Origin of the sequence: Meridianimarinicoccus aquatilis (genome assembly GCF_004358675.1) — a bacterium.
Taxonomy (GTDB): Bacteria; Pseudomonadota; Alphaproteobacteria; order Rhodobacterales; family Rhodobacteraceae; genus Meridianimarinicoccus; species Meridianimarinicoccus aquatilis.
In genome coordinates this window covers 1-25,762 of sequence record NZ_SMZO01000050.1, presented here as the reverse complement: position 1 = coordinate 25,762, position 25,762 = coordinate 1, and the positions used below count along the sequence as shown (strand labels likewise).

The following is a 25,762-nucleotide window of genomic DNA, read 5'->3' as shown; positions in this document are numbered from 1 at the left end:
GTCAGCACCATACCATCTTCCAGCGTCCGGTCAGGGCCAAGCGCCTTGAGAAACCCGTCCATCGCGGGTTGCGACAACTCGACGAAACTTTCCTTTTCCTGGACCCGGATCGCGCCGATTGCATTCTTGTCGATATTGCCGGCACGGCACAAAAGCGGCAACAACCAGCGCGGCTCTGCCCGCTCGGACCGACCAACCGGAATGGACACCCAAACGCTTGGGCCAAATTCGCGCGGCGGGCGCGGCGCACCGGCCGCATCAGGTGCACCCAGATCTTCAGGCGCAGATACGCCCTTGCGATAGAGCCGCAAATACGCCCCCGCAATCTGTTCAGCAGTGAATTTCTCCATCAACCGTCCGGCGAATTCCGCCTCGGTTTCGTTCAAAGGGTCGGACCAGGACGCATCTGTCAAAAGCCGCTCTTCGTCCCGCTTCAGGATATCATCCGCCGATGGCGCAGTTGTCCATTCTGCGGTGAGTTTGGCAAATTTCAGAATTCGCTCTGCCTTTTTGCGCGACTTTGGCGGGACAATTAGCGCGCTGATGCCCTTGCGCCCGGCCCGGCCGGTGCGGCCAGAGCGGTGCAACAGGGTTTCCGGGTTCGACGGCAATTCGGCATGCACCACCAGATCCAAACCCGGCAGGTCGATCCCGCGGGCCGCAACATCCGTCGCCACGCAAACACGCGCCCGACCGTCGCGCATCGCCTGAAGCGCATGGGTCCGTTCCGTCTGGCTCAACTCGCCGGACAGGGCGACCGTGGCAAACCCGCGATTGGCAAAGCGTGCTGCCAGCCGGGCCACCATGGCGCGCGTGTTACCAAAGACGATGGCGTTTTCCGCATCGTGAAACCGCAAAACGTTGATAATCGCGTTTTCGGCGTCGGCCTGTGCAACCGACAACGCCTGATAGGCGATATCAGCATGCTGGCCTTTGCCCCCGGTGACCTGAACCCGTTCCGCATTGCGCTGGTACTTCTTCGCCAGCGACGCAATTGCGGGCGGCACAGTGGCCGAGAACATCAAGGTACGACGATCATCCGGCGCGGCGGCGAGGATAAACTCCAGATCTTCGGAAAAGCCGAGATCAAGCATTTCGTCGGCTTCGTCCAGGACCACGGCGCGCAGGCCGGACAAATCAACCGATCCGCGTTGGATGTGGTCGCGCAAACGTCCGGGCGTTGCCACGACGATATGTGCGCCGCGGTCCAAGGCCCGGCGTTCATCGCGCATGTCCATGCCGCCCACGCAAGTGGTAACGACCGCGCCAGCTTTGCCATAGAGCCAAGACAGTTCGCGCATGACCTGAAACGCCAGTTCTCGCGTGGGCGCGATCACCAACGCCAAAGGGGCCTCGGCCCGGTCAAACCGTCCTGTGTCCGGCAAAATGGTTGGCGCTATGGCGAGGCCAAAACCCACCGTCTTGCCGGACCCGGTTTGGGCCGACACCAAAAGGTCCGACTCGCTAAGCGAAGGGTCGTTGACGGCGTTTTGAACGTCAGTCAGGGTTTCATAGCCGCGTTCGGCAAGCGCCTGCTGCAAGGTCTCGATCATATTTTGATGTCTTTCGCATTTGAGCGGGTCGCGCCCGGCGCGCTTGACCCTGAAAGGTCCCACCCGCTCCCATGCTGGACAGACCCGAAAAGCTGCGTGTACGCCTCTGCATCGGTTCTGTCGAGAGGGCAGCACAGATTTCCCTTCGCTTTAGCTGCGCTGCGGCATTGAAGGCACAGGCTTTGCCAGTCAGATCAGAGCGGGGACCCGGCATCTGGCCCGGCGAGATCAGCCAGGATCGGACAGTCTGCGCGTTCATCCCCGGCGCATGAGCGCACGAGATGTGCAAGCGTATCCCGCATTGCGCCCAGTTCCGTCAGTTTACGGTCAATGCGGTGCAGATGATCCTCAGCGATGCGTTTTACATCGGCGCTTGCCCGTGCTCGGTCTTCGTACAGGGCCATCAGGCCTCGACAGTCTTCGATGCTGAAGCCGAGCGATCTGGCGCGCCCCAGAAAAACCAGTTTGTGAAGATCAGCCTCGCGAAAGTGGCGATACCCGTTCGCGCCGCGCGGTGGCCGTACAAGGCCGATGTCTTCGTAATAGCGGATCGTTTTGGCTGGCAAGCCCGCGCGGGAAGAGACCTCACCAATATTCATGCCGGGTATCCTTGCGGCGACGATCCAGGGCGCGACGCGAGACCGCCAGAGGGCGGAGCCGGTGGCTTGCCGCGCGCCCGAACACGGCGCAGCCGGAGCGCATTTGTAATCACGAAAACGCTCGACAGAGCCATTGCCCCAGCCGCGAGCATGGGTGAAAGCATCAACCCGAAGGCAGGATAAAGAACCCCTGCAGCCACAGGAACCAACGCCACGTTATACCCAAACGCCCAGAACAAATTCTGTCGGATATTGCGCAACGTGCGACCTGATATATCAAAAGCAGACACCACAGTGCCAAGGTCGCCAGACATCAACACGACGTCGGCGGCCTCTACCGCGACATCCGTGCCGGTTCCAATGGCGATGCCGACATCAGCTACCGCCAAAGCGGGGGCATCGTTTATGCCGTCCCCAACAAACGCGACACGTTCTGTGCCCTTTTGCAGCGCCTCAAGCGCGGCAACCTTTCCGGCGGGCAGCACCTCGGCCACCACATCATCGATGCCGACCTGCGCCGCAATGGCCCGCGCCGTCGCCGTATTGTCCCCCGTGATCATCGCAACTCGCAAGCCGAGGCTTTGCAGCGCCGCAACGGCCGGCGCCGCAGACAGCTTTACAGGGTCCGCCACTGCCAGAACCGCTGCCATGTGCCCACCAATCGCTGCATAGATTGGGGTGCGCCCTTGCTGTGCCAACGCCGCGCCATGTGAGCCAAAATCCCCAATGGCAATGCCCTCACGGTTCAAAAACCGATCTGCGCCAACCAAGACTTGCTTGCCGGAAACCCAGCCCGACACACCAAAACCGGGATGCGCCGTAAACTCTGTTACGTCAGCCGGCGCGATACCATCGGACTGTGCAGCCGACACGACCGCTTGGGCAATGGGATGCTCTGAAAGCGATTCAAGTCCGGCAACGGCGCTAAGAACGGCCTCTCGGGCGACACCGCCCGCCAGATGCACATCGGTCAGCGCCGGGCGGCCTTCGGTCAATGTGCCGGTTTTGTCGAATGCGACCACATCCACTCCATGCAACGCTTGCAGGGCGTCGCCCTTGCGGAACAAAACCCCAAGCTCGGCGGCGCGCCCGGTCCCCACCATAATCGATGTCGGCGTCGCAAGACCCATCGCGCAAGGGCAGGCAATGATCAACACCGACACACCGGCAACCAAAGCCTGGCTCAGCGCCGGATCAGGCCCAAAAATCAGCCACACCGCAACGGTCAAGGTTGCGACGGCAAGAATGGCCGGGACGAACCAAAGGGTGATGCGATCCACAAGCGTTTGGATCGGCAGGCGCGCGCCTTGCGCCTCTTGCACCATGCGGATGATCTGGGACAATGCCGTATCGCCCCCGACCCGCGTGGCCTGAAATGTCAGACTGCCGGTGCTTCCGTTGACGGTTCCACCAGTGACGATATCGCCCGGCGCCTTGAGGACTGGAAGCGGCTCACCCGTCATCATGCTTTCATCGACCTGCGAGCGGCCCTCAGTGACCTCACCATCAACCGCAATCCGCTCGCCGGGTCGAACCAACAGCAAATCGCCCACCAAAATCTGATCCAGCGGCACATCCTGCGCCGCTGCGCCGCGCAGCACGCGAGCCGTCTGGGGCCGCAGCCCCATCAGCCTTTGTATAGCCGCCCCGGTTTGGCCTTTTGCCCGCGCTTCAAGCCAGCGCCCTGCAAGGATCAGGACGACGATCACAACGGCGGCTTCAAAGTACACCGCGCGCGCGGAGACGGGCAGCAGTGTCGGCGCAAAGGTGGCCACCACAGAAAAGAGATAGGCCGCCGAAGTCCCGACCGACACAAGGCTGTTCATATCCGGGGCACCGCGAAGGAGGGCCGGAAACCCTTTGACGTAAAACGCACGGCCCGGCCCAACAAGAACCACAGTCGCCAAAACCCATTGAATAAACCAGCTTGCCTGATGCCCTATGGTGGTGCCAATCCACGCATGAAAACCGGGCAACAGATGCCCACCCATTTCCAGAACGACAACGGGAGCCGCGATCAAGGCCGCCACAATCGTCTTGCGCCGCTGTTCTTCGGCATCAGCCAATTTGCGCGCGCCCGGCATTTCGTTCTGCTCGGACCTGTTTAGCGTGGCGGGATAGCCTGCCTGCGTGGCCGCCTGCGCGATCAGCTTGGCGTCCGATGCGCCGGACAAGACCGTCACCTGCGCCTCGTCCGTCGCCAGATTGACCTGAGCTTCAAGAACACTTGGCAATTCAAGCAATGCGCGCTCTACCCTGCCCGCGCAGGACGCGCACGACAGGTTATCGAGCTTTAGAGTGATCCGTTCGCGGCGCGCGGGATACCCCGCTTCGGTCAGCGCGGCCGCTGCTGCGCGCACAGCTTCAGGATCACAGACGGTCAGGCGCGCACTCTCGGTGGCAAGATTGACCTCTGCCGCAACGACGCCCGGTGTAGCCGCAAGCGCGCGCTGCGCCCTGCCCGCGCACCCGGCACAGGACAGTCCGTCAATAGTCACCGAAATCACGTGGTTTGCATCACTTCCAGACGCTTGCGCACTCGTGGCTGTTTGCCCTGACATGTCTGATCCTTTCGAGCCCGCCCACTAGATAGGGGTTCCCACTACTGGAAGGTCAAGGCATGCTTAAAGATAAAACTCCACGGCGACGAATGCCCCAACGCAAAGGGCCAGAATGAACACCACCAGACCCCAACGCGGGGGTGGGCGATTCGCCACTTCTCCCGGCGCTTCTGTTTTCAACCGGGCCATCTGCGCGGATGCCGCATCGTGTATTTCGGCAACGGCTGTCTCGGCTGGCTCAGCCACAGTCGACTCAGCTACAATGGGCGCTGCCTCTGGATCCGGTTCTGCGACGTGCTGTTCGGCGGTTTGCGCACGCGCGGCCAGAACTTCGGCACGGCGGGCGCGGGCATCCGCAAGACGCGCTTCCCAATCGCTGCCCTTGAGAAGAGCATCGATTGTCGGCGGCTCGGGCTCAGAGGTGCCATAGGGTTCGGATTGGGACGATGGCCCCGGCTGTGGGGGCGGCATCGCTGCGGCAGTATCGTCTGGTAAGCTATGGCCCTCGCCACTTCGGGTCTGGTGCAACCGCGTATCGAGACGCGCTAGGTGGTTGAGCGGTTTATCGGACATCTATCGCCTCGTTCAGTTGTGCTGATCTGCGGTGCAGAGCTGTGCCATTTCGGTGTACACTTGGATTATCCTACCCGCCATCCGACCAGCGTGTGCGATACAAGTCAAACCGTCGATCGCGCAAATTGCGAACCGACCCCTGTGCGCGTGCCCATTGCACAGTCGCGAGGTTAAGATCCGCAACAATGATCATTTCGACATTTTCACTGGCTTCGGCCGCAATGCCGTCGCGGGCAAACGGAAAATCACACGGCGTCAGGATCGCCGACTGGGCATATTGAATGTCGATATTCGACACATTGTCGAGGTTTCCAACCATGCCGGCGGTGACCACATAGCACTGATTTTCAACAGCCCTTGCCTGACAGCAATAGCGCACCCTCAAATGCCCATGCCGGGTGTCGGTGTTGTACGGAACAAACACCACACGCGCGCCTTGATCGGCGAGTCGACGTGCGGCTTCGGGAAATTCGCTATCATAACAGATCAGTACACCCACCGGGCCACAATCGGTGTCAATCACATCAACACTGTCACCGCCCTTAATGTGCCAGCTTGATTTCTCGTCCGGGGTTGGATGCAGCTTTTCCTGTGTATGCACCGTACCATCCCGCAAAAACACGTAGGACACGTTATGTATGTCGCCATCTTCTGTCACCGTTGCGTGGCTGCCACCGACGATGTTGATCGCACGGCCAATTGCCATGGCGCGGAGTTTCTCGACGAAATCCGCAGTATGCTCAGATGTGCGTTGGATTGCCTCTTCCGGGGGCAGTTCACGGTCCTCGCAAGACAGCAATTGCAAAGTGAAGTGTTCTGGAAAGACTACGAAATCTGCACCGTATTCCGACGCAATATTCACGAAGTAGTCCACGTTGGCGTAAAACTCTTCAATCGTGCTGAGCGTGCGCGCCTGAAGCTGCACGGCTGCAACCCGCATCATGTCTGGGTCGGTGCGGGTGACCGGTTGCACCGCGTCATCCTCGGCAAAATAGGGATTGCGCCACAACATTAGCACCGCGTGACCGCCAGATGCGACATCCTCGGGCGCGTATCCAGGTAACGCCCGGTCCGCCATGAACCCGGATTTCATCTGAAAGCTCATTACCGGGTCGCGCAAAGCCCCGTTGCGCACCGCATCAATATAGGCTTGGGGATCGGCATAGGTTTTGCGATGGCGCTTGAACCCCGGTAGCCGGCCGCCAAACGCAATACCCCGCAACCCAAGGTCGCTGCACAGCCGTTCGCGCGCCTGATAAAGCCGTTTGCCCAAACGCAGACGGCGAAACGCCGGATCGACCATGACTTCGATCCCATAAAGCCAGTCGCCCCGCGCATTGAATTGACTCGCATACCCTGCGCCGGTGATTTCCGCCCATGTATGCGGGGCCATCACGCGTGCCTCTCTCACACGCAGGGTTGCCGCGTAACCAGCTACTTGACCGTCATAAAGTGCAACAAACGTGCCTTGCGCAAACGCATTGATCTGGCCCATGATCTGACCATGAGTGTAGGGGCCTTGATCCGCATAAACCTGACGCGACAGATCCACGATCCCCGGAACATCGGCGGCGGTCGCGGTTCTGATTTCGAGTTTCGCGCCTGCAGCAGGCGATCCTGCGCGGTCAGACGGTCTTTTGGGCGTGTCTGTCATATTGGATCCTCAACAAGATGCCGCCGCAGTGTGCGACAGGTCGCGCAGTACAGCCTTGCACACAACATGCCAACAAGGGGAATAAAGCAAATATCTTCAACTCTGGCGTGCCGCATGGGCCGACCTTTTAAAGCGCGCGGTACAGTTTGATAATGGCAGATGGATCGAGCGAAGAAACACAGCGCGCCACGGAAAACCTGGCAGCATTCGAAGCGCGCCATACGCCGCGGGGCCTGCTGATCCGGTATGCTCGCGGGCGGATATCCAATTTTGGAACACGGCAGATCCTGACGGCAGCAGGAGCCATTTCGCTGGGCATTCTGAATGCACCTTGGGTCGGGGCCTTGAGCGTTGTATTCGCGCTGATCGGCGAAGCTGTTGACTGCCTTTATTTGCGGCACCTTCTACAAAAACTGCAAAAGGGTGCAGCGGATGCACCGCTGCGCCGAAACAGCTCTATTACCGCCGCCTTGCAGGCCCTGAGCATTTCTTGCTGCGTTATTTTGGCTTGGGTGACAGACGACGATGGGTCAACAACGTTTTTTGCACTGGCGTATCTGACTGCGGCGGCCATGAACGCCGGGCTGGTGATCGCCTTCCACCGGCAGGCAACCGTGGCACGCCTTGCGGTTTATGGCCTTACGCCATTCGTCTTGTTTGGCTATGATTTGGTTGTCGAACAAACCTATTATTTCGGGCACGACCTTTTTGGCGTCGGCATTATGGGGTATGTTACCTATGTCCTCATAAAGTTCTTTTCGGACGTGCACAAAAAGCAAAAGGACACGACACGCGCCCTTCTTGAACGGCAAACCGCCCTTGCAAAGAATGCGACTGAGTTGCGGGCACAGCAGTTGGAAACCCGTAAACTTGCCCTTGTGGCGCAGCATGCAAATGACAGCATTCTGATAACTTCGCCTGACTGGCGGGTCGTGTGGGTCAACAAGGCCTTTTCTCAGCAAACAGGGTATTCTTTGTCAACGATCAGCGGCCGCAAACCAAGTGAATTCCTGCACGGGCCGCGCACTAATCCAGATGCTGTCGCGCGAATTGACCTGGCCACCCGTGAAGGGCGCGCGCACCGGGACGAAATCATAAACTATACCGCGACAGGCCGGGAAATGTGGGTTGAGGTCAACCTGGTTCCCATCGTCAATGCTGACAACAAAGTCGAAATGATCATCTCGATCGAACGCGAGATTACCGCCGCAAAAACCTATGCCCGCGAATTAGCAAAGGCCAAACAAGCCGCGGAACTCGCCGCGCAAGCCAAGTCTGATTTCCTTGCCACGATGAGTCATGAAATCCGAACGCCGATGAACGGCGTGATCGGCATGGCAGAACTTCTGTGCGAAGCTGAACTGGACTCGCAGTCACAGCTTTACGCCGAAACGATCCGAAGCTCAGCCGAGGCCCTGTTGAGCATTCTCAACGACATTCTCGATCTTTCAAAACTGGAGGCCGGCAAGCTCGACATCGTACCAATTCGCTTTGATCCGGCGACCGCGATAGCCGATGTGGTTCGCCTGTTTCAAACCGAAGCGATGTCAAAGGGTCTCGAACTGAGATTCGAAAAGGGCAACGATCTTCCAAAGATGGTCATGGGCGATGCGGGGCGGTTACGGCAAATCCTGCTCAACTTGATTGGAAACGCCGTCAAATTTACGTCCAAGGGCGACATTCGGGTGCAGGCTGAATGCGAAGAAACCGATCGCGGATATGTGCTGACCATTGCTGTTGCCGATAGCGGCATCGGAATTGACGCCAAAATGCTTGAGCACGTTTTTGACCGTTTCACACAAGCCGAAACGACAACTACGCGCCGGTTCGGTGGATCTGGGTTGGGATTGACCATTTCCAAGAAACTCGCGAAATTAATGGGGGGCGATATCTTTGCCACGTCTATCCCGGAAGAGGGATCGATTTTCACTGTTTCTGTTCATTTGGGCTATGCAGCTGACGCGGACCCCGAAACCCCGACGACATCACGAGAGAGCGCCCCAGACGTGACCACCATCAACGAGGACATCGCCCCGCCAAGAGAATTGCGCGTCCTCGTCGCAGACGACAACGCCATCAACCGGATGCTGCTTGAAAAGGTTCTTGGTTCTGTGCACCTGACAACGCTGTTCGCAGAAGACGGACAGGAAGCGTTGGATATGACACTGGCACATACGCCCGACGTCGTGTTCATGGACATGTCTATGCCACGGATGGACGGCCTTGAGGCGACACGCGCAATCCGTCTTCAACACATCGAACAACCGGTGATCATCGCCCTGACAGCGAATGCCTTTGATACTGATCGGGAAAAATGCAGTGAGGCGGGCATGGATGGATTTCTTTCCAAACCCGTGCGCCGCCCACAACTTCTTGAGCAGTTGTCAGCTGTGGCCCGCGCGCGCAATCTAGCAGAGCCAACCCTGTTGGCTGGTGCGGTTACGGAAGACGGTACCTAGCGATCGTCGCCAGACACATCTTTGACGCTGACCCAATGTGCTGATCGAAAACACGTCTGGGAAGCAGCCCTCTGCCCACATTCTGGATAAATCACAGGATCAATTCTTTCACAGCCGTGCCAGACCCTCTGCAATATCGGCGGCGATGGACTTTGCGTCTACCCCGTCTCGTTCTGCTGACACTCTGAGGCCCAACAGGTCGGACTGGTACTTTCTAGCCAGCGATTTCGGGTCACGATCTTGCGCGACGTCCCCTATCTCCTGAGCCCGCATAAACAGCTGCGCAAACTGCGCTTCCATGAGCTGAAGTTTTTCGTCAGCCTTTTTGGCAAGGGGATGGGCATGTGACTGTAACTCAAGCAGTGTCTTGGATAACATGCACGCCCTCGCCGGGGCCTGATCATTGTCGATGACCATTTCCGGCAGTCGTTGAAGCGCGCTCAGCGGCCCGAATTCTTCCGCCAACGCATTCAGCCGCGCAGCACCATCAGACGCATATTTCTGCAAAGCCAGTTCGAACAGCGCATCCTTAGACCCGAAGGCTGCGTAGAAACTCCCCGGCTTCATTTTCAGTTCCGACTCGAGATCCTTCAAGGACGTTCCCGCCCAGCCGCGCCGCCAAAACAGGTCACGCGCGCGGGCGATCAGGTCATCACGATCATAGTTCGGCTTGCGCGGCATGAGATCACCAATATTTGAGCACTCACTCAATTATATACTTGAGTGATCACTCAATAAAGCCTAGATGACAGAAACACGCAAAATTCTTAAGGACACCTGACATGGCATTCCCCTCACACGACCTGACCACTGCCCCAGAAGCCTCCAAGCCGTTGCTGGAAAACTCGCAAAGAGCATTCGGTCGCCTGCCCGGCTTGCACAAGGTTCTGGCCGAAAGCCCTCAGGCTTATGAAGCCTATCAACTGCTGCACAAACTGTTCACAGAGACGGACTTTGACGCCGATGAATTGACCGTTGTCTGGCAGTCGATCAACGTTGAAAACGAATGCCACTACTGCGTGCCTGCCCACACAGGCATAGCGAAAATGATGAAAGTTTCGGACGAAATCACCGAAGCGCTCAGAAATGAAACACCGCTGCCCAATGCAAAACTGGAGGCTCTGCGCACCTTTACCGTGCAAATGGTCCGCACACGCGGCAACGTATCAGACGAGCAAATGAACGCTTTCTTCGAAGCGGGCTACGGTCATCGGGCAGTGTTGGATGTGATCCTTGGATTGGCCCAAAAAACGATGTCAAATTACATTAACCACGTCGCGCAAACTCCTGTAGATGAAGTTTTTCATTCACTTTTATGGGAACGCGGCGACTCACCTTTGGAAGTCTGATCGAAGATTAAGACAAACCTTGGCGATTGGGCGACCCTCTATTGGTGTCGCCCAATAAGATCAGCAATTTACTGACGTCTCTTAAACTCCGCGACGATCCTTTCAGCTTCGCGATGTTGGGTTTGCCCACAGCCCTGCGCGCGCACCTTCCGTCAGCGCCAAGACCAAGTGATAGTGCAACCGGCTCAACCCATCCGCCCAAATGACTTGGCCATCCGCATCGAGCTGATTCACAAACGCAGGGCGTCCAGCGAAATAGCGCTGGAATATCAGCCGAGTAAGCGCCTCTGCCTTCACGCCATTATCTTCCTCATTGCTCCTGATCGCATAGGTTTTGATTGCTTCCGTCTGTGGCCATAGCAAGAACGTAGTCTCGATGCGTTTCAGGTCCGTGGAAACTGCGTCAAACGCTGCGCCTTGCATAGCACCGTCAGCGGCAAAGCCATGGCGGTCGGCAAAATCCAGAAGCCGCGCGGCAACATTCTGCATCTCAGGATCGCCGCCCAAGTCCACCTCTCGCGTCAATAGCCAAGCCCACTCGCACTGGTGACCAATTTCGCGCCGACTTCCCTCGTAATCCCGCAACTCAGACAAGTCGGGCGCAATGAACTCAGCGACAGTGCCGGTTTTCACATCAAAAAAATATTCCAAGCCCTTGGCGCGAATAGACTTAGCCCGCTCCATCCAGCGTCCATCACCCGTCACTTCGAACGCCTGGAGCGCAGCTTCGTAAAGGTGCATGTGCGGATTTTGCGCGCGGCGTGGCGCAGATGCCGCAGCGGGCTCATCGAGACCATCATGCTCCAGCAAGAGCCCCGTAACCGGGTCCACCAGAAGGTTCATGATCGCCTTCCAGCAGTCCTCCAATTCGGCTGCTGTCTCGACTGATGGGCTGAGTTTGCCCCAAGTCGACAGACCGAGGATCACGAAACACTGGTCGTAGCTAGTTGCAAGTTGAGCGTCTTTTTCCTCAAGCAGGGCGCCATCGCGGGCCAGCGCACGACAATACAGCCCAGATGGCTTTCGAAAAGCAGACAACGCAGTTCGGGCGACTTCGGCGGCAGCCTTGTGGGCTGGATCCCCCGACAAAAGCGCCAAATGCGAAAACGTGAAGAGCAAACGCGCCTGCGCCAAGGCTGTTTTCCGCTCGGCTTGCGGCACCCCATTCCCGTCCATAAGGTCAAAATACCCCAGCCCGGCCGGGTCAGTAGCGCGTGTCGTCCATGCTGGAAAAAAATCAGCCCAAAACCAGTTCACACAGTCCTGCGCGGAGGCCTCATCAGTTGGGTACGTTTTCGAAATAGGGCCTGTAGCGCCCGTTTGTGTCGTCTTCATAAGAGCGCTTCGATACCTTCAAAATAGTGTGGACTGGCCTCGACGATCCGAGGCAGATCATTGTTGATTTCACGCAAGTGCAGCCGCATGGCCTGCTCCGCAGCCGCAACATCCCCGGCCCTGATTGCATCGACGATTGCCCTATGCTGGACCAAGAGCTTTTCCAGCGAAAAGGTCCGGGCGCCTATATTCCGTACCCGGTCTATGTGAATGCTTTGAGCTTGCAGGTGCGCAGAAACCTCAGGCTGACCGGCAAATTCCGCAAGCAGACGGTGAAATGCCTTGTCGAGGATCGTAAACTCTGTCGCGGTATCCGCCTTTGTTGCCTCGCGCTGAAGCTCAAGCTGATCGTCAAGTTTGGCGACGATTGCCGGATTGGCGTGGTGGGCCACGCGGCGCACAAGGTCTGCCTCCACCGCTTCGCGAACGAACCGAGCTGTTAGAACTGCTTGAACAGAAATGGCGCGTACGAAAGTCCCCCGCTGCGGCCGCACATCCACCAACTCCTCTTCAGCCAGCTTGATGAACGCCTCTCGGACGGGTTGACGCGACACGTTATAGGCCTTTGCCAACTCTGTCTCTGATACGCGCTGTCCGGGACTCAATTCACCAGAAACGATGCGATCCCGGAGCAGTCCATGCAATTGCGGTGCGACGGCCCCGTCTAGGGCAAGCCTGTCCAGCCGTTTGGGCACGTTCATTTGGGCAACTCCTCCAATCACTTAGCGTCTGGCATACTTCCATACTTGTCAACATGTATGGAAGTATGCCAGTTTGCGCTGAGAGATTTGGAGTTGGGAGGCTTCATGCGACAGACGTGGCGATGGTTCGGACCCAATGATGCGGTTTCGATTGATGACATGCGCCAAGCTGGCGTCGAAGGTGTCGTCTCTGCGTTGCATCACCTGTTGCCCGGCGTTGTCTGGTCGCCGGAAGAAATCTCGCGTCGCCAAAATGATATTTCCCGGATGAAAGACGGCGCGGCTTCTCATCTGGAATGGGAAGTCGTCGAAAGCCTTCCCGTTTCCGAAGACATCAAACGCCAGACCGGCGATTGGAAAACTCATATCGCAGCATATAAGGAAAGCCTGACGAACCTTGCTGCGGCTGGGATAAAGATCGTTTGCTACAATTTCATGCCAGTGCTGGACTGGACGCGGACAGACCTGAACCATCGGCTACCCAATGGCGCAACCTGCATGCGGTTCGATCTCATTGATTTCGCAGCCTTTGATATTCACATCCTGCAACGCGCGGGCGCTGCTGATAGCTTCCCCGACCATGTGAATGAGGAAGCTAGCCGTCGGTTCGCCGACATGCCCGAAAGTCGCCGCGCCGAACTCGCCAAGAATGCCGTTTGCGGATTGCCTGGCGCGGCAGAGCATTTGACGCTTGATGATGTGCGCGCGCATCTGGCGGCTTATGACAGCATTTCAGCAGACACGCTGCGCACACATTTGATCGACTTCCTGTCCGAGGTTGCGCCGCACGCTCAAAAACTTGGGCTGCGCCTTTGCTGTCACCCCGATGACCCGCCCTTTCCGCTGCTTGGGCTTGCGCGGATTATGTCCACCGAAGCGGACTATCAACATGTACTGGATGCAGTTGATTTGCCGTCCAACGGGGTGACGTTGTGTTCCGGATCGTTAGGCGCGCGGCGGGACAATGACTTACCCGCAATGATGGACCGCCTTGGCGACCGGGTCCATTTCATACACCTGCGCAACGTTCAACGCGAAGGTGATGCAATTGTCAGCAGCTTTCACGAAGCCGAGCACCTTGGCGGGGTGACGGATATGGTTGCTCTTGTTGCCGCGATCCTTCGCCAAGAAAGTAGACGCCGGGCTGCGGGGCGGGAAGATGCCTCCATTCCGTTTCGACCGGACCATGGCCAGAGTATTCTGGATGATCTGGGTCGCACCTCTCAGCCCGGCTACCCCGCGATTGGCCGCCTGAAAGGGTTGGCCGAGTTGCGCGGGATCATGACAGCACTTGAACATGCAGAGGTGAGACGCAGCGCATGAGACCGACAGCAAAACGCTCCAACAAACTCAGCAAGGCTAACATGGGGGCACTCGACCACTACAGCTAACACGCACCAATCTAACCTATGAGTTGGGACGAAAGATGCGAAACGGTCGCGCCTGGCGTGACTCTGGCTTGCATTATTTTTGTTTATTTTCAGTATCTTAGTGCTCTTTTTACCTTGACGAAGATCGGGTCGACCTGCCAAGGTTCGGCATCGAAACACGGATCATAATATGCCGCCAAGCCCGTTACATCGGTTTATCGGCGCAGATGCGGATTTTCCGCAGAACCAAAGTCTGGGAGGACGATATGAGCTATTTGACGTCAACATTCGCCGGGGTGAAGTACACGGCGATGGCAGCAGCGCTGACAGCGATCACGGCCACTGCCGGTTCAGCAGAGATCACTCTGCGTGCCGCAAGCCTGTTCGACGAAAACCACGCGTATACCAAGACATTGCGTGAATTTGAACGTCTGGTCGGCGAAGCGTATGGCGACGAGATTTCCTTCGAGATGCACCTGAACGGTGAACTTGGCGATGAGAGCGATTTCGTCACGTTCCTGCAACAAGGTGTTGCCATTGATTATGCCGTGATGGCGCCATCGAACATGGCCGTGTTCGCCCCGTCCATCCCGCTCATGGATATGCCGTTCCTGTTCCGCGATCTGGATCACTGGAACGCGGTCCTGTCGTCGGACGTGCTGAAACCGCTTGAAGACAAGTTGTACGAAGCCGCAGACATCAAGGTCATTGGGTACGCCGGCGGCGGCACGCGCAATCTGGCCTCCGCTGAGCCGATCACCAACATGGATGAACTGGGTGGTCACAAGATGCGTGTGATGGGTGCGCCGATCCAAGCCAAGATTTTCTCGGCAATCACCGCAGCACCTTCTGCCATTGCCTATAACGAAGTTTACAACGCCATTCAGACCGGTGTCATCGCGGGCTTTGAAAACGAAGCGGCTTCAATCCAGAACCTCAAGTTTTACGAAGTTGCGCCAAACATCACCTTGACCAAGCACGCCATCACAGTGCGCCCCCTGGTGATGAGCGGCAAAACCTTCCGCAAGCTTCCCGAGGACCTTCAGGCAATTGTCCTTGAAGCGGGTCTTGCTGCCGGAGCCGCCGGCCGCGAAATCGAAAGCTCGGAAGACGCGCTGAAATTGCAGCAAATGGCAGATGCGGGTCAAATCACCGTTTCTGAATTTGCTCAGCGCGATAAGCTTCTTGAGCTCTCGATCCCAGTTCAAGACGCCTACGCGGCGGAACTTGGTGCAACTGATCTGCTGACTGCGATCCGCGCCAAGTAAGACAGAACAACGACCACGCCGGGCAATCCTGGCGTGGTCGACACCTGCGCATGGGTAAACCAGAGACAGAGGGAACCGACATGATCGGCACAATACTCGAACGTGTGTGTCTTGGGCTTCGTGTGCTGATCGGGGTCTTGACTTTCGCCTTGGCCATCCCCGTCGCCGCGCAGGTCCTGGCGCGCTACACCGGCATCATACCCGTCTATCTGTGGACCGAAGAACTCGCGACGTTCATCTTTGTCTGGGTCGTCATGATCGGATCAATGATCGCTGTTTGGGACAACACGCATTTCAATGTCGAAGTTATTCCTGAGGCCAAATCCGCCTTGGGCGCCCTGATTCAACAGGGCCTTGTTCTCGTTCTGATCATTATTTTCGGCGTATTTTTCGCCTGGTACGGGGTCGAATACACAAAATTTGGCGCTATCCAAAACTCCGTGATGCTTCGGGCCAACATGGCATGGACGCACATCTCGGTTCCTATCGCCGGCGCAGGCTGGGCGGTATTCGCCGCCTATCGACTGTCAGAACTCTTCAAGACGTACCGCCTTCAAAGGAGCGCAGCACAATGATCGTTTCAACCGGGTTGGCCTGCGCCATATTGGTGGGCGGCTTCCTGATGCTGGTCATCTTGCGTGTTCCCGTCGCGTTTGCACTCGGCTTGGCAACGATGCCGCTGGTGGTTCTCGACCTGCGCCTGACCCCCTTCATTTTGCTGGACCGGATGTTCCAGTCGTACAATTCCTTCATCCTTCTTGCAGTGCCATTCTTCTTGCTGGCCGCCAACTTGATGAATTCTGGCAAGATAACAGATCGACTGATCACTCTTGCAAGAGAGATGACTGGGTGGATGCCGGGTGGCTTGGGCCACGTGAATGTCATGGTTTCCATGATGTTCGCAGGTATTTCCGGGTCATCGACTGCGGATGCGGCCGGCTGCGGAAAAATTCTGATCCCCGCTATGCAACGCGAAGGGTTCGACACACGGTTTTCCGTCGCCATCACTGCGTGTTCATCGGTGATGGGCGTCATCATCCCTCCCAGCATCTTGATGGTCGTGTGGGGCGGTGTGATGCAAATCTCGGTTGGGGCGTTGTTTCTGGCCGGGGCCATCCCCGGAATGCTGATTGGTTTTGCGCTGCTGAGCACGGTATTCGTCTATGCGAAAGTGTACAATTATCCGGTCGCCGGACGCCCGACTCTTTCCAGTTTCTGGACCGCATTTCGCGGGTCCATTCTTGCGCTTCTGACCCCGGTATTCGTTGTTGGCGGAATCATTGGCGGGGTTGTAACCCCAACTGAAAGTGCCATAATTGCCGCTGGTTACGCGATGATCCTCGGGCTGTTCGTCTATCGCACAGTAAGCTTTCGTGACCTCGGTCATATCTTTTACGACACGGGTCGCTTCGCTTCCATCTCACTGTTCGCGATCGGAACCGCAACCGCATTCGGCTGGTTGCTGGCCTTCTATAAAGTGCCGCGACTGATCGTGGAAATGCTTACGCAACTCAATGCCGGCCCCTTCGAGACGATGTTGATCATCGCCCTGTTGTTCCTTCTCTTCGGACTGTTCATCGATGCCATCCCAACGATTATCATTCTCGGAACCGTCTTGATGCCAGTGGCCGCAGCCGCAGACATTCATCCAGTTGTCTTCGCGATGATCGGGATCATTTCGCTGGCGTTTGGGCTTGTTACTCCGCCCTACGGATTGTGTTTGCTCATATCCGCATCGATCGGCGGACTGAATGTGATACAAGTCATTCGCGATGTCGTGATCATTTTGATCCCGATGCTGATAATCTTGATCTTGGTCATGCTGTTTCCTGAAATCGCTCTGTGGTTGCCGCGGATGCTGTTGCCGTCTTCGCTTTGATCCTGAGGTAGCCACCCAAGTTGGACATCACTGAAAATGGATTTTACATGCCCACTGTGGATGCCATCTTAATGGCTGAAGAAATTACAATATCCTCAACAAACAGGGAGTTTTCATGAGTGACTCTAAACCTCGTGTCGGTGAACGCGTCGACGAAATGAACCTGGCGGTTGCCGGGGCGGACACGTCCATATCAATAGGTGCCCCAAAAGACCGTTGGACAATGCTGTTCGTGTATCGGGGCAAGCACTGCCCGCGATGCAAACGCTTTTTGAACAAGCTCAACGCCGTTTTGCCCGCCTGGACCGAAACCCTAGACGTCGTGGTCGTCTCGGGCGACACCGAATAAAAGGCGCTCGCAAACAAGGCGGAATTCGGTTGGAATTTCGATCTTTGCTATGGCTTGACGGTTCCGCAGATGCGCGCGCTGGGACTCTATGTGTCAGAGCCCTTGTCAGAAGCTGAGACAACAGATCTATTCGCAGAGCCAGGCGCGTTTGCACTTCGCCCCGACGGCACGTTGATGCTGGTTGATATCTCGAACGGGCCGGCCGCGCGACCTGATCTGGAAGAATTGTTGGATGGGATGAAGTTCAACATCGACAAAGACCGCCCCGTGCGAGGCACCGCTTAAGCCGCATATCGGTTGGGCGGGCGAAGGGAAACCTATGGCCTGCCCTTCGCGGCTCACCTGATTTATATACACGCCTTTCGCAAGCCCTGTACCCCTTCCAACGCCGTCTCGATAAACCCAAAGGTTTCGCCTTTTCACTTGGCCCCATCAAAGGGTTTCGCCGCTGAAAGCGGGTGACCACCGATCTGCATGCAACGAACCTGCATTGACGCAATGCCATTGCTTCGGCAGAACATGGGAATGAAACATGAGCATACCGGAAATTTCTACGTGCGATCAGTGCCTTTGAGGGGAACTGCCCTGCATATTGCAGCAGGGGTCATTGCCTTTGGGGCGGCGTTCACGGGCGGCACACACGCGGTACATGCACAGCCTGCTGAAGCCTGTGTCGTTCACAGGGTTGACGGCGATGCCACGATTTCCGCCCGCGGTGCCGGAAGCCACGTGGCAACACCCGGCCTTGGCATAGGCCGCAATGCAACACTAAGCACCGGCGCCGACACGCGCGTGACCCTGACCTGCCCCGACGGGCTGGAAGTGGTTCTGGGCCCGGACAGCACCCTGACCGTATCGGGTTTGCTGGACGGTGCAGAACGCCCATTCGGCCTGCGCCTGATGGATGGGATCGCGGGATTTCTTTTCGGAAAGACCGGCGGCGACGGCGTACAGGTACGCACACCGTCAGCCGTGGCGGCCGTGCGATCAACCGAGTGGGCCATGCGCGTTCAAGACCGCGCCACCGCTGTTTTTGCCCGTGATGGCTTTGTGTTTGTCGGTGCGTCAGATCAAACTGTCATGCTCAAACCTGGCGACGGCATCGACGTCACGAACACGGGCGAACCCGGTTCGATAAAACAGTGGGGGCAAGGACGGATCGATATGTTCGCCACTCTTCTTGGCCCGGACTGGTGACACCAAACCGGCGGCTAGCTCGGGAACGTCTGGGGGGACTGCTTGCAACGCTCATAGGCGCGCTCGTGATTGCCATGTGGCATCCCGGTGAGCGGGGCGGGTTCTGGCAGGGGATCGAAGGGCAGCTTTTGGATGCGCGGTTCGCATTGCGCGGCCCACTTCCTCCTCCGGCCTCTGTGGCAATCGTTACATTTGACGATACGGCAATGGCCCAGCTCAACACGTTTCCGCCACCGCGTTCCGCTATCGCTGACGCTGTTTCGGCCATCTGGGACGCAGGCGCGCGCTCCATCGCGTTGGACTTCTTGTTGGTCGAACCCAAGGCCGGGGACATCGCTCTCGCCGCCGCGTTGAAACGCGGTGCTTCTGTTCTTGGTGTTGCCGAAGCCGATGTCGCGGCGGTTCCGCCCCAACTTTTCGCACCTGGCGGCTTTGCAATGGTGGCGGGACCTCCACCCCTTGATCCTCTACCGGCACTACTGCCCGCTGCTGTTTTGCAAGAAACGGCAAACCTCGGTCACGTTACTGTAAAGCATGGCGGCGATGGGGCTTTGCGGCGCATGTCACCAGCTCTTGCATTGAAGACCGCGGATGGAATGACGGTTCTGCCGGGCTTATCAATTGCAGCCCTTATCGCGCGCCAAGACGCCACTCAGGCGCGTCTTCTGGTGCCTGCAAGTGGCGTTGGCGGTGAACTGGGCCTTGGCAGCATCGCTGTTCCGCTTGATTTCAAAGGCACCATCCCTCTGAATTTCTACGGCCCACGCGGTACTATTCCCACGCACTCCGCAGCCTCTATCGAACAGGCCGATCTGCAAGGGAAGACAGTGTTCATTGGGGCGACTGCCGTCGGATTTGGCGACCGGCAAACCACCCCATTTGATCCAGCACTGCCAGGGGTCGAGGCGCACGCAACCCTTGCCGCTAACCTGCTGAACGGCCCCCTCTTGCGCCGGGATACGCCCGTGTGGATGGGCAGCGCGCTGGTCGCGGGCCTCGCCGCAATCGCTGGGTTTGGCGCTGCCGGGATAGCCAGACCGCTTGTTGCAGCCGCTGCTACACTCGCAATTGCAATCTGTGTTGCAGCGATCTTGCAGGCCGGCTTCCTGGCGGGATGGTGGCTGGACGCAACCACGGTGTTTGCGGCTCTCGCCCTTGGCGCCAGCATTGGCGCGGGACTGCGCCGACTGGATCAGCGGCGCAGAACGGTGAACCTTGCTCGATATCAGCCTGCCAATCTGGTCGAGGCGCTTGCAACCGATGCCAACCCTCTGGTGAACCAAGCCCCGCAGCATGCCGTTGCCATGTTCGTCGATGTTGCCCGTTTCACGACCTTCGCCGAACATCTCGGCCCTCGGCGCACCGAAGCGTTCCTGTCCATGTTCCATCAGTTGGTCGAAGACGCGGCGCACCCGTGTGGCGGAATGATTGCGCATTTCGCTGGCGACGGAGCTTTGGTTATTTTTGGGCTCCCTCGTTCTGGCCCGGACGACGCGGAGCATGCCCTTGCCTTTATCGAAAGGCTCTACACCGCTGTGGACAACAATCCTAATTGGCCAGGCCTTGGCATTCGGGTTGGAGGGCACACTGGTCTGGTGCAACTTGGTGTTTTGGGCGGCGCGGCGCATCGCCAACTGTCCGTCAGCGGCGATGTCGTGAACACGGCCAGTCGCCTGCAAGAAGTCGCGCGTGCGCACAAGGCGTCACTGGCCTTGTCCGGCCTTTTGATCGACAGCAGTGCCGCCACTCTGAATTGGGCGAAAGATGCCGGTCTCTCGCAGCACACTGCCCAAGCCTTACGCGGCCGTGATGGCACCGAAACCATATGGATCGGCGAGCCGCCCGGCGGCACCCGGCTTCACGCCAACTCATAAGAACCGGGATTTTTCATCGACCCTAAGTAGCGCTGGTGCAACCGCGTAATTTTGCAATGAAGTCCGCCGCTAACATCGGTATACCAGTTCCAATCGCATGTGATTTCAAGGACAAGAAACATGGCCAAACCCGTTAAAGTCGATGAGTTGACGACCTTCTGCCAATTGGTACTTCGCGGTTTTGGCGCCGATGCCGAAACGGCCCGCGATTGCACGGACTCGATGATGCATGGCTCTATTCATGGGGTTGATAGCCACGGGGTGCGCCTGCTTGGTCACTATGCGCGCGGCCTGAAAGGCGGACGGCTTAACAAAACGCCTCAAATTCAATTCAAACGCACCCGCGCCGGAACTGGGCTGTTGGACGGCGACAATGCACAGGGCGCGCGGGCCACATATGCCGCAATCGATCATGCCTGCACTTTGGCAGGCGAGGCGGGAATTGGCGCTGTCGGCATCACACGTTCATCGCATTTCGGACCTGCCGGCGCCTATGCGTTGCGCGCCGCGCAGCGGGGCATGCTCGCGCTGGTCACCTGCAACAGTGACAGTTTTGTGCGCCTGCACGACGGGGCAGAACGGTTTCACGGCACAAACCCGATCAGCGTCGCATGCCCTGCCCCCGGCAACCCATGGCTGCTGGATATGGCCACAAGTGCGGTACCGTTCAACCGAGTAGAATTGTACCGATCAACCGGGACACCCTTGCCCGACGGCGTTGCATCCGACGAAAACGGCACCGATGTCACCGACCCCAACCTGTCTGCAATGCTGGCGCCATTGGGCGGCATGTTCGGGTTCAAGGGCGCGGCACTTGGCGGCGTCGCAGAACTGTTCTCGGCGGTTTTGACGGGGATGAAACTTTCGCCGGACATCGACCCTATGGGAGGCCCAGATTTCAGCACGCCACGCGGAATGGGCGCGTTCGTTGCCGTTCTGGACCCAGCAGCCTTCGCAGGCGCCGAGTTGGTCCAGGCCGGGATCACCCGCTACCTTGAATTGCTCCGCACATCGCCCGCGCAGCAGGGCCGCACCGTCATGGCACCGGGGGATCGCGAGTGGGCTGTCGCGCTAGAGCGGCGCAAGAACGGCATATCTTTAGACCCGGTGACAGCTGATAGTTTTTCTGAACTGGCCCGCGCGCTGAACCTGAAGCCAGTAGTCTGAAGAGCGTTCAGTAGCAGGCACATGGCGGGACACCTTTCTTGAAAACAAGTCTTGGGTTTGTGTGCTAACGATAAGCCATTGGTCCAATTCAACGAAGTCTGGGGGCCGTTATGCAAAACTGGGAGGCTTGCTATGAAAGGCGCCAATGTACGTCACAAGGGGTACTATGACCCTTCAGAATGCCAGATATCAGACTTTACAGCCTTAATTGACCAGTCCCCGGACCCTGCGCAGGTTCAGCACGCCGCCGCGGTCGAAAAGAACATCCCGATCTACGATATGCACGCGCTTCGTCCTGCATTGGACGACCCAGAACCGCGACGACGACTTATGGCCGAATGGGCCGCAGTCCTGAACACCGGCCCCGGCGTCCTTGTTCTGAAATCCGCGTATTCGGACACCAACATACTGGATGAAGCCACGTCGATTTATCAGGCAATCATTGCGCGAGAAAAGCGTGAGGCAGGCGGCGGCGGGGATCACTTTGCAGCATCAGGGGCAAATGACCGAATATGGAATTCCCTGCAAAAGCTGTGCGAAGCATCGCCCGAGGTCTTCCTGACCTACTTTGCAAACACTGCAATCGCTGCCGTGTGCGAGGCTTGGCTTGGGCCGAACTATCAGATGACTGCACAGATCAATCTTGTGCACCCTGGCGGGGCGGCACAACAAGTGCACAGGGATTACCATCTGGGTTTTCAGTCTGCACAGGTCAGCGCGGCTTACCCTGCGCATGTACATGACATCTCGCCGATTTTAACGTTGCAGGGCGGCATCGCGCACTGCGATATGCCGTTGGACAGCGGCCCGACAAAGTTGCTCCCCTTCTCACAAGCCTACCGCCCGGGCTATGCCGCATGGCGCCGCGATGACTTTCGGGCGGTGTTTGACGACCGCCATGTGCAACTGACGTTGGCCAAGGGCGACGCCCTTTTCTTTAGCCCGGCACTGTTCCATGCAGCCGGCGCAAACAGCAGCACGAATATACATCGGATGGTGAATTTGCTGCAGGTCTCATCCGCATTTGGCCGCGCGATGGAAACGATTGATCGACATAAGATCTGCAAGCTGCTGTTTCCCCACGCCCTGCGCGTAAAGCGGGAAGGTCGGCACACTGACGCGGAACTATCCGCCGCAATTGCCGCCGCAGCCGAGGGGTATTCCTTTCCGACCAACCTTGATCGTGACCCACCAAAAGGCGGCCTCGCCCCGGAAACACAAGCCGCGTTCTTCATGCGCGCCTTGGCAGAAAACCTGACCCCTGAGAGTTTCTCCGCCCATCTTGATCACATGAAAGCAAAGCGCTTGGCCTGACGCGCAAGCCGTCGAGCAGAGCGCGCCCCGCAAAAGGCACGCGCTCAACCAGAGGCTCAGGCGTCACCATCCGCCTTGCGGCGCGTGAACAATCTGACGAAGGGAATGACGACCTTGGTCACAATCGGGATCAGCACCACGCCAATGACAAAGCCAATCACCATCGTCAAAGCCGCATTCACTATCCATTCAAGTGCGACTCCAACGGACGGGATACCGGCAACCAAATGCGCAATGTTGTGCACCAAGTGCTGCGGCAACGGCACGCCGAGAACCTCCAGACCGTGCAGCAGGATGCCGCCACCGACCATCAACATCGCGACCATTCCAATGGCGGTCAGCGCCTTGAGCAGACCGGGCATCGCCCGGACGATCCCGCGCCCCAATGCAGGGATCAGTGTGCCGTCACGGTCAGCCATCGCCACGCCAACATCGTCGGCTTTCACAATCACTGCGACGGCACCGTAAACAAGCGCGGTGATGCCAACGGCAACAATTGCAAGTACTGCCGCTTGCTGCAAAAACCCGGCTTCTGGCACGGAAGAAAGGGTAAGGGCCATAATCTCTGCAGAGAGAATGAAGTCTGTCTTGATCGCCGACGCGACTCGGGCTTTTTCCAAATCTGCCGGCGTACCGGGCGGGTTGGTCGCCGTCGTTCCACCATGCGCCCCGTCGTGATGGCCTTTGTGCCACACTGTTTCAACGACCTTCTCGGCCCCCTCGAAACACAAGAACAGCCCTCCAAACATCAGCAATGGCGTGATTGCCCAAGGCGCGAAAAACCCAAGCAACAAGGCCCCCGGCAACAACACCAACAGCTTGTTGCGCAATGATCCCTTGGTGATGGCCCAAATGATAGGCAGCTCGCGTTTGGCGCTGAAGCCAACCACATAGCGCGGTGTCACGGCCGCATCGTCGATCACAACGCCGGCGGATTTGGCGCCCGCTTTAATTGCCATTGATCCGACATCATCAATCGACGCAGCTGCCACCTTGGCAATCGCGGCAACATCATCGAGCAGCGCCAGCAATCCAGAAGCCATATCTTACACCCTCACACAAGTCCTATAGCACTATAAACGCGCACGGCGCCGGATGGGTCCAGCGCCGTGCGTCTTTGAGTCAGTATTTTTTCCGGCAGTGGAAACGTACGGCCCCCAAAACCTTCGGTCTACTATGCCTCAGTGCTTCTTTTTCTTCGGCGGCATCAGGTCCGTGATCGTACCTTCAAACATTTCGGCCGCGAAGTTCACGGTTTCTGACAGGGTTGGGTGCGGGTGAATCGTGTGCCCAAGATCAACCGCATCTGCCCCCATCTCAATCGCCAAGGCAGCTTCGGCAATCAGATCGCCTGCATTGGTCCCAACGATGGCGCAGCCGATGACACGGTCGTCTTCCGGATCAAACAGCAACTTCGTCAGCCCTTCACTGCGCGCATTGGATAGCGCGCGGCCCGATGCCGCCCACGGGAAGACACCCTTTTCATACTTGATGCCCTTGGCCTTCGCCTCGGTTTCGGTCACGCCGGCCCAAGCCACTTCGGGATCGGTATAGGCCACCGACGGGATGACACGCGCATCAAACGCCCGTTTGTGACCCGCGCAAACCTCTGCGGCCACCTTGCCCTCGTGCACGGCCTTGTGTGCCAACATCGGCTGCCCAACCAGATCGCCGATCGCAAAGATATGCGGAACATTTGTACGCTGCTGGTTGTCCACGGCAATGAAACCGCGCTCGTCGACGGCGACACCTGCTGCGCCTGCCTCGATCTTTCCGCCATTCGGGCGACGACCGACGGCAACCAGAACCTTGTCAAAGATCTGCGACGACGTTTCACCCTTATCGTCTTCAAATGTCACCTTCAGACCGTTCTTCTGGGCCTTCACATCCGTGACTTTGGTCTTGAGCAGAATGTTGTCGTACCGCCCCTTGATCCGGGTCATAAGCGGCTTGACGATATCCTTGTCGGCGCCGGGAATGATCTGATCCATCAGCTCGACCACAGTGACCTTGGTTCCAAGCGCATCGTACACACAGGCCATTTCTAGGCCAATGATGCCGCCCCCCAACACAAGCAGCTTGCCGGGAATATCCGCAAGCTCAAGCGCGCCCGTGCTGTCAATTACGCGCGGATCGTCATGGGGCACGAATGGCAGCTTCACCGGCTCAGACCCGGCCGCGATGATGCACTGATCAAAGCTAACAGTTGTAGTCGTGCCATCGGCACCCGCAACTTCGATCATGTTGGGACCCGTGAAGGTGCCAACGCCTTGAACGGTCGTGACCTTACGTGCCTTGGCCAAACCGCCAAGACCGCCGGTCAATTGACCGATTACGCTGTTCTTGAACTTGCGCAATTCGTCCAGATCGATCTTTGGCTTGGCAAAGGTCACGCCGTGGCTGCCCATGTCCTCGGCTTCGGTAATCACCTTGGCCACGTGCAACAACGCTTTCGACGGGATACAGCCCACGTTCAAACACACGCCGCCCAAAGACGGATAGCGTTCGATCAAGATCACCGACTTGCCCAGGTCCGCGGCGCGGAACGCAGCCGTGTAGC

The 25,762-nt window shown here is 57.9% G+C and carries 22 protein-coding genes; 12 read left to right on the top strand and 10 right to left on the bottom strand.

The window, feature by feature from the left end; all coding sequences use genetic code 11:
• From E2L05_RS16420 to E2L05_RS16400, 5 genes are all read right to left on the bottom strand, one after another.
• A partial coding sequence (locus E2L05_RS16420) for a DEAD/DEAH box helicase (RefSeq protein WP_133343954.1) occupies positions 1-1,553 on the bottom strand: 1,553 nt, incomplete at its 3' end.
• A gap of 194 nt (positions 1,554-1,747) precedes the next feature.
• Positions 1,748-2,152: a Cu(I)-responsive transcriptional regulator gene (gene cueR, locus E2L05_RS16415; protein WP_133343953.1), complete on the bottom strand. Its 405-nt coding sequence runs from the start codon at positions 2,150-2,152 to the stop codon at positions 1,748-1,750.
• Positions 2,149-4,713, bottom strand: coding sequence for a heavy metal translocating P-type ATPase (locus E2L05_RS16410; protein ID WP_133343952.1), 2,565 nt, complete (start codon positions 4,711-4,713; stop codon positions 2,149-2,151). Before E2L05_RS16410 ends, cueR begins: the two co-directional genes overlap by 4 nt.
• Before the next feature lie 63 nt (positions 4,714-4,776).
• Positions 4,777-5,286: a hypothetical protein gene (locus E2L05_RS16405; protein WP_133343951.1), complete on the bottom strand. Its 510-nt coding sequence runs from the start codon at positions 5,284-5,286 to the stop codon at positions 4,777-4,779.
• Positions 5,287-5,356: 70 nt separating this feature from the next.
• Positions 5,357-6,940, bottom strand: a complete 1,584-nt coding sequence (locus E2L05_RS16400; protein WP_133343950.1) for a GNAT family N-acetyltransferase — start codon at positions 6,938-6,940, stop codon at positions 5,357-5,359.
• Positions 6,941-7,092: 152 nt separating this feature from the next.
• Here E2L05_RS16400 and E2L05_RS16395 point away from each other — a divergent pair, with 152 nt between their 5' ends.
• Complete coding sequence (locus tag E2L05_RS16395) at positions 7,093-9,399, top strand: PAS domain-containing hybrid sensor histidine kinase/response regulator (protein WP_133343949.1); 2,307 nt, start codon at positions 7,093-7,095, stop codon at positions 9,397-9,399.
• Between the two features lie 108 nt (positions 9,400-9,507).
• On the opposite strand, the gene E2L05_RS16390 is transcribed toward E2L05_RS16395, so the two are convergent.
• A complete protein-coding gene (locus E2L05_RS16390; RefSeq protein ID WP_133343948.1) occupies positions 9,508-10,080 on the bottom strand; it encodes a TetR/AcrR family transcriptional regulator in 573 nt (190 codons plus the stop codon).
• Positions 10,081-10,181: 101 nt separating this feature from the next.
• On the opposite strand from E2L05_RS16390, the gene E2L05_RS16385 reads away from it, so the two are divergent.
• Entirely contained in the window at positions 10,182-10,748 is a 567-nt protein-coding gene (locus E2L05_RS16385; RefSeq protein ID WP_133343947.1) for a carboxymuconolactone decarboxylase family protein, read from the top strand.
• 102 nt (positions 10,749-10,850) lie between these two features.
• On the opposite strand, the gene E2L05_RS16380 is transcribed toward E2L05_RS16385, so the two are convergent.
• Positions 10,851-12,005 (bottom strand): AGE family epimerase/isomerase, encoded by a 1,155-nt coding sequence (locus E2L05_RS16380; RefSeq protein ID WP_165971792.1) that lies wholly within the window; start codon positions 12,003-12,005, stop codon positions 10,851-10,853.
• A gap of 74 nt (positions 12,006-12,079) precedes the next feature.
• The gene (locus tag E2L05_RS16375; RefSeq protein WP_133343945.1) at positions 12,080-12,784 is read right to left on the bottom strand and encodes a GntR family transcriptional regulator; all 705 of its coding nucleotides are present in this window, start codon (positions 12,782-12,784) and stop codon (positions 12,080-12,082) included.
• 105 nt (positions 12,785-12,889) lie between these two features.
• On the opposite strand from E2L05_RS16375, the gene uxuA reads away from it, so the two are divergent.
• The 10 genes from uxuA to E2L05_RS16330 all read left to right on the top strand — a co-directional run bounded on the left by uxuA (position 12,890) and on the right by E2L05_RS16330 (position 23,202).
• The gene (gene uxuA / locus E2L05_RS16370) at positions 12,890-14,107 is read left to right on the top strand and encodes a mannonate dehydratase (RefSeq protein ID WP_133343944.1); all 1,218 of its coding nucleotides are present in this window, start codon (positions 12,890-12,892) and stop codon (positions 14,105-14,107) included.
• A gap of 313 nt (positions 14,108-14,420) precedes the next feature.
• A complete protein-coding gene (locus tag E2L05_RS16365) occupies positions 14,421-15,422 on the top strand; it encodes a TRAP transporter substrate-binding protein (RefSeq protein WP_133343943.1) in 1,002 nt (333 codons plus the stop codon).
• A gap of 80 nt (positions 15,423-15,502) precedes the next feature.
• Positions 15,503-15,997: a TRAP transporter small permease gene (locus E2L05_RS16360; RefSeq protein WP_133343942.1), complete on the top strand. Its 495-nt coding sequence runs from the start codon at positions 15,503-15,505 to the stop codon at positions 15,995-15,997.
• Positions 15,994-17,301, top strand: coding sequence for a TRAP transporter large permease (locus tag E2L05_RS16355; protein WP_133343941.1), 1,308 nt, complete (start codon positions 15,994-15,996; stop codon positions 17,299-17,301). The genes E2L05_RS16360 and E2L05_RS16355 overlap by 4 nt, the downstream gene beginning before the upstream one ends.
• Before the next feature lie 115 nt (positions 17,302-17,416).
• Positions 17,417-17,650: a redoxin domain-containing protein gene (locus E2L05_RS21165; protein WP_243722024.1), complete on the top strand. Its 234-nt coding sequence runs from the start codon at positions 17,417-17,419 to the stop codon at positions 17,648-17,650.
• Positions 17,651-17,719: 69 nt separating this feature from the next.
• Positions 17,720-17,935 carry a hypothetical protein gene (locus E2L05_RS21160; protein WP_243722023.1) on the top strand — a complete coding sequence of 72 codons (216 nt, stop codon included), beginning with the start codon at positions 17,720-17,722 and terminating at the stop codon, positions 17,933-17,935.
• A 240-nt stretch (positions 17,936-18,175) separates the two neighbouring features.
• Positions 18,176-18,847, top strand: a complete 672-nt coding sequence (locus tag E2L05_RS16345; RefSeq protein WP_165971791.1) for a FecR family protein — start codon at positions 18,176-18,178, stop codon at positions 18,845-18,847.
• Positions 18,844-20,721, top strand: a complete 1,878-nt coding sequence (locus tag E2L05_RS16340) for a CHASE2 domain-containing protein (protein WP_133343939.1) — start codon at positions 18,844-18,846, stop codon at positions 20,719-20,721. The genes E2L05_RS16345 and E2L05_RS16340 overlap by 4 nt, the downstream gene beginning before the upstream one ends.
• Positions 20,722-20,841: 120 nt before the next feature.
• Positions 20,842-21,888 carry an Ldh family oxidoreductase gene (locus E2L05_RS16335; RefSeq protein WP_133343938.1) on the top strand — a complete coding sequence of 349 codons (1,047 nt, stop codon included), beginning with the start codon at positions 20,842-20,844 and terminating at the stop codon, positions 21,886-21,888.
• 132 nt (positions 21,889-22,020) lie between these two features.
• Complete coding sequence (locus E2L05_RS16330) at positions 22,021-23,202, top strand: phytanoyl-CoA dioxygenase family protein (RefSeq protein WP_133343937.1); 1,182 nt, start codon at positions 22,021-22,023, stop codon at positions 23,200-23,202.
• A 56-nt stretch (positions 23,203-23,258) separates the two neighbouring features.
• On the opposite strand, the gene E2L05_RS16325 is transcribed toward E2L05_RS16330, so the two are convergent.
• Positions 23,259-24,245, bottom strand: coding sequence for a DUF808 domain-containing protein (locus tag E2L05_RS16325; RefSeq protein WP_133343936.1), 987 nt, complete (start codon positions 24,243-24,245; stop codon positions 23,259-23,261).
• Positions 24,246-24,383: 138 nt separating this feature from the next.
• A partial coding sequence (gene lpdA, locus E2L05_RS16320; protein ID WP_133343935.1) for a dihydrolipoyl dehydrogenase occupies positions 24,384-25,762 on the bottom strand: 1,379 nt, incomplete at its 5' end.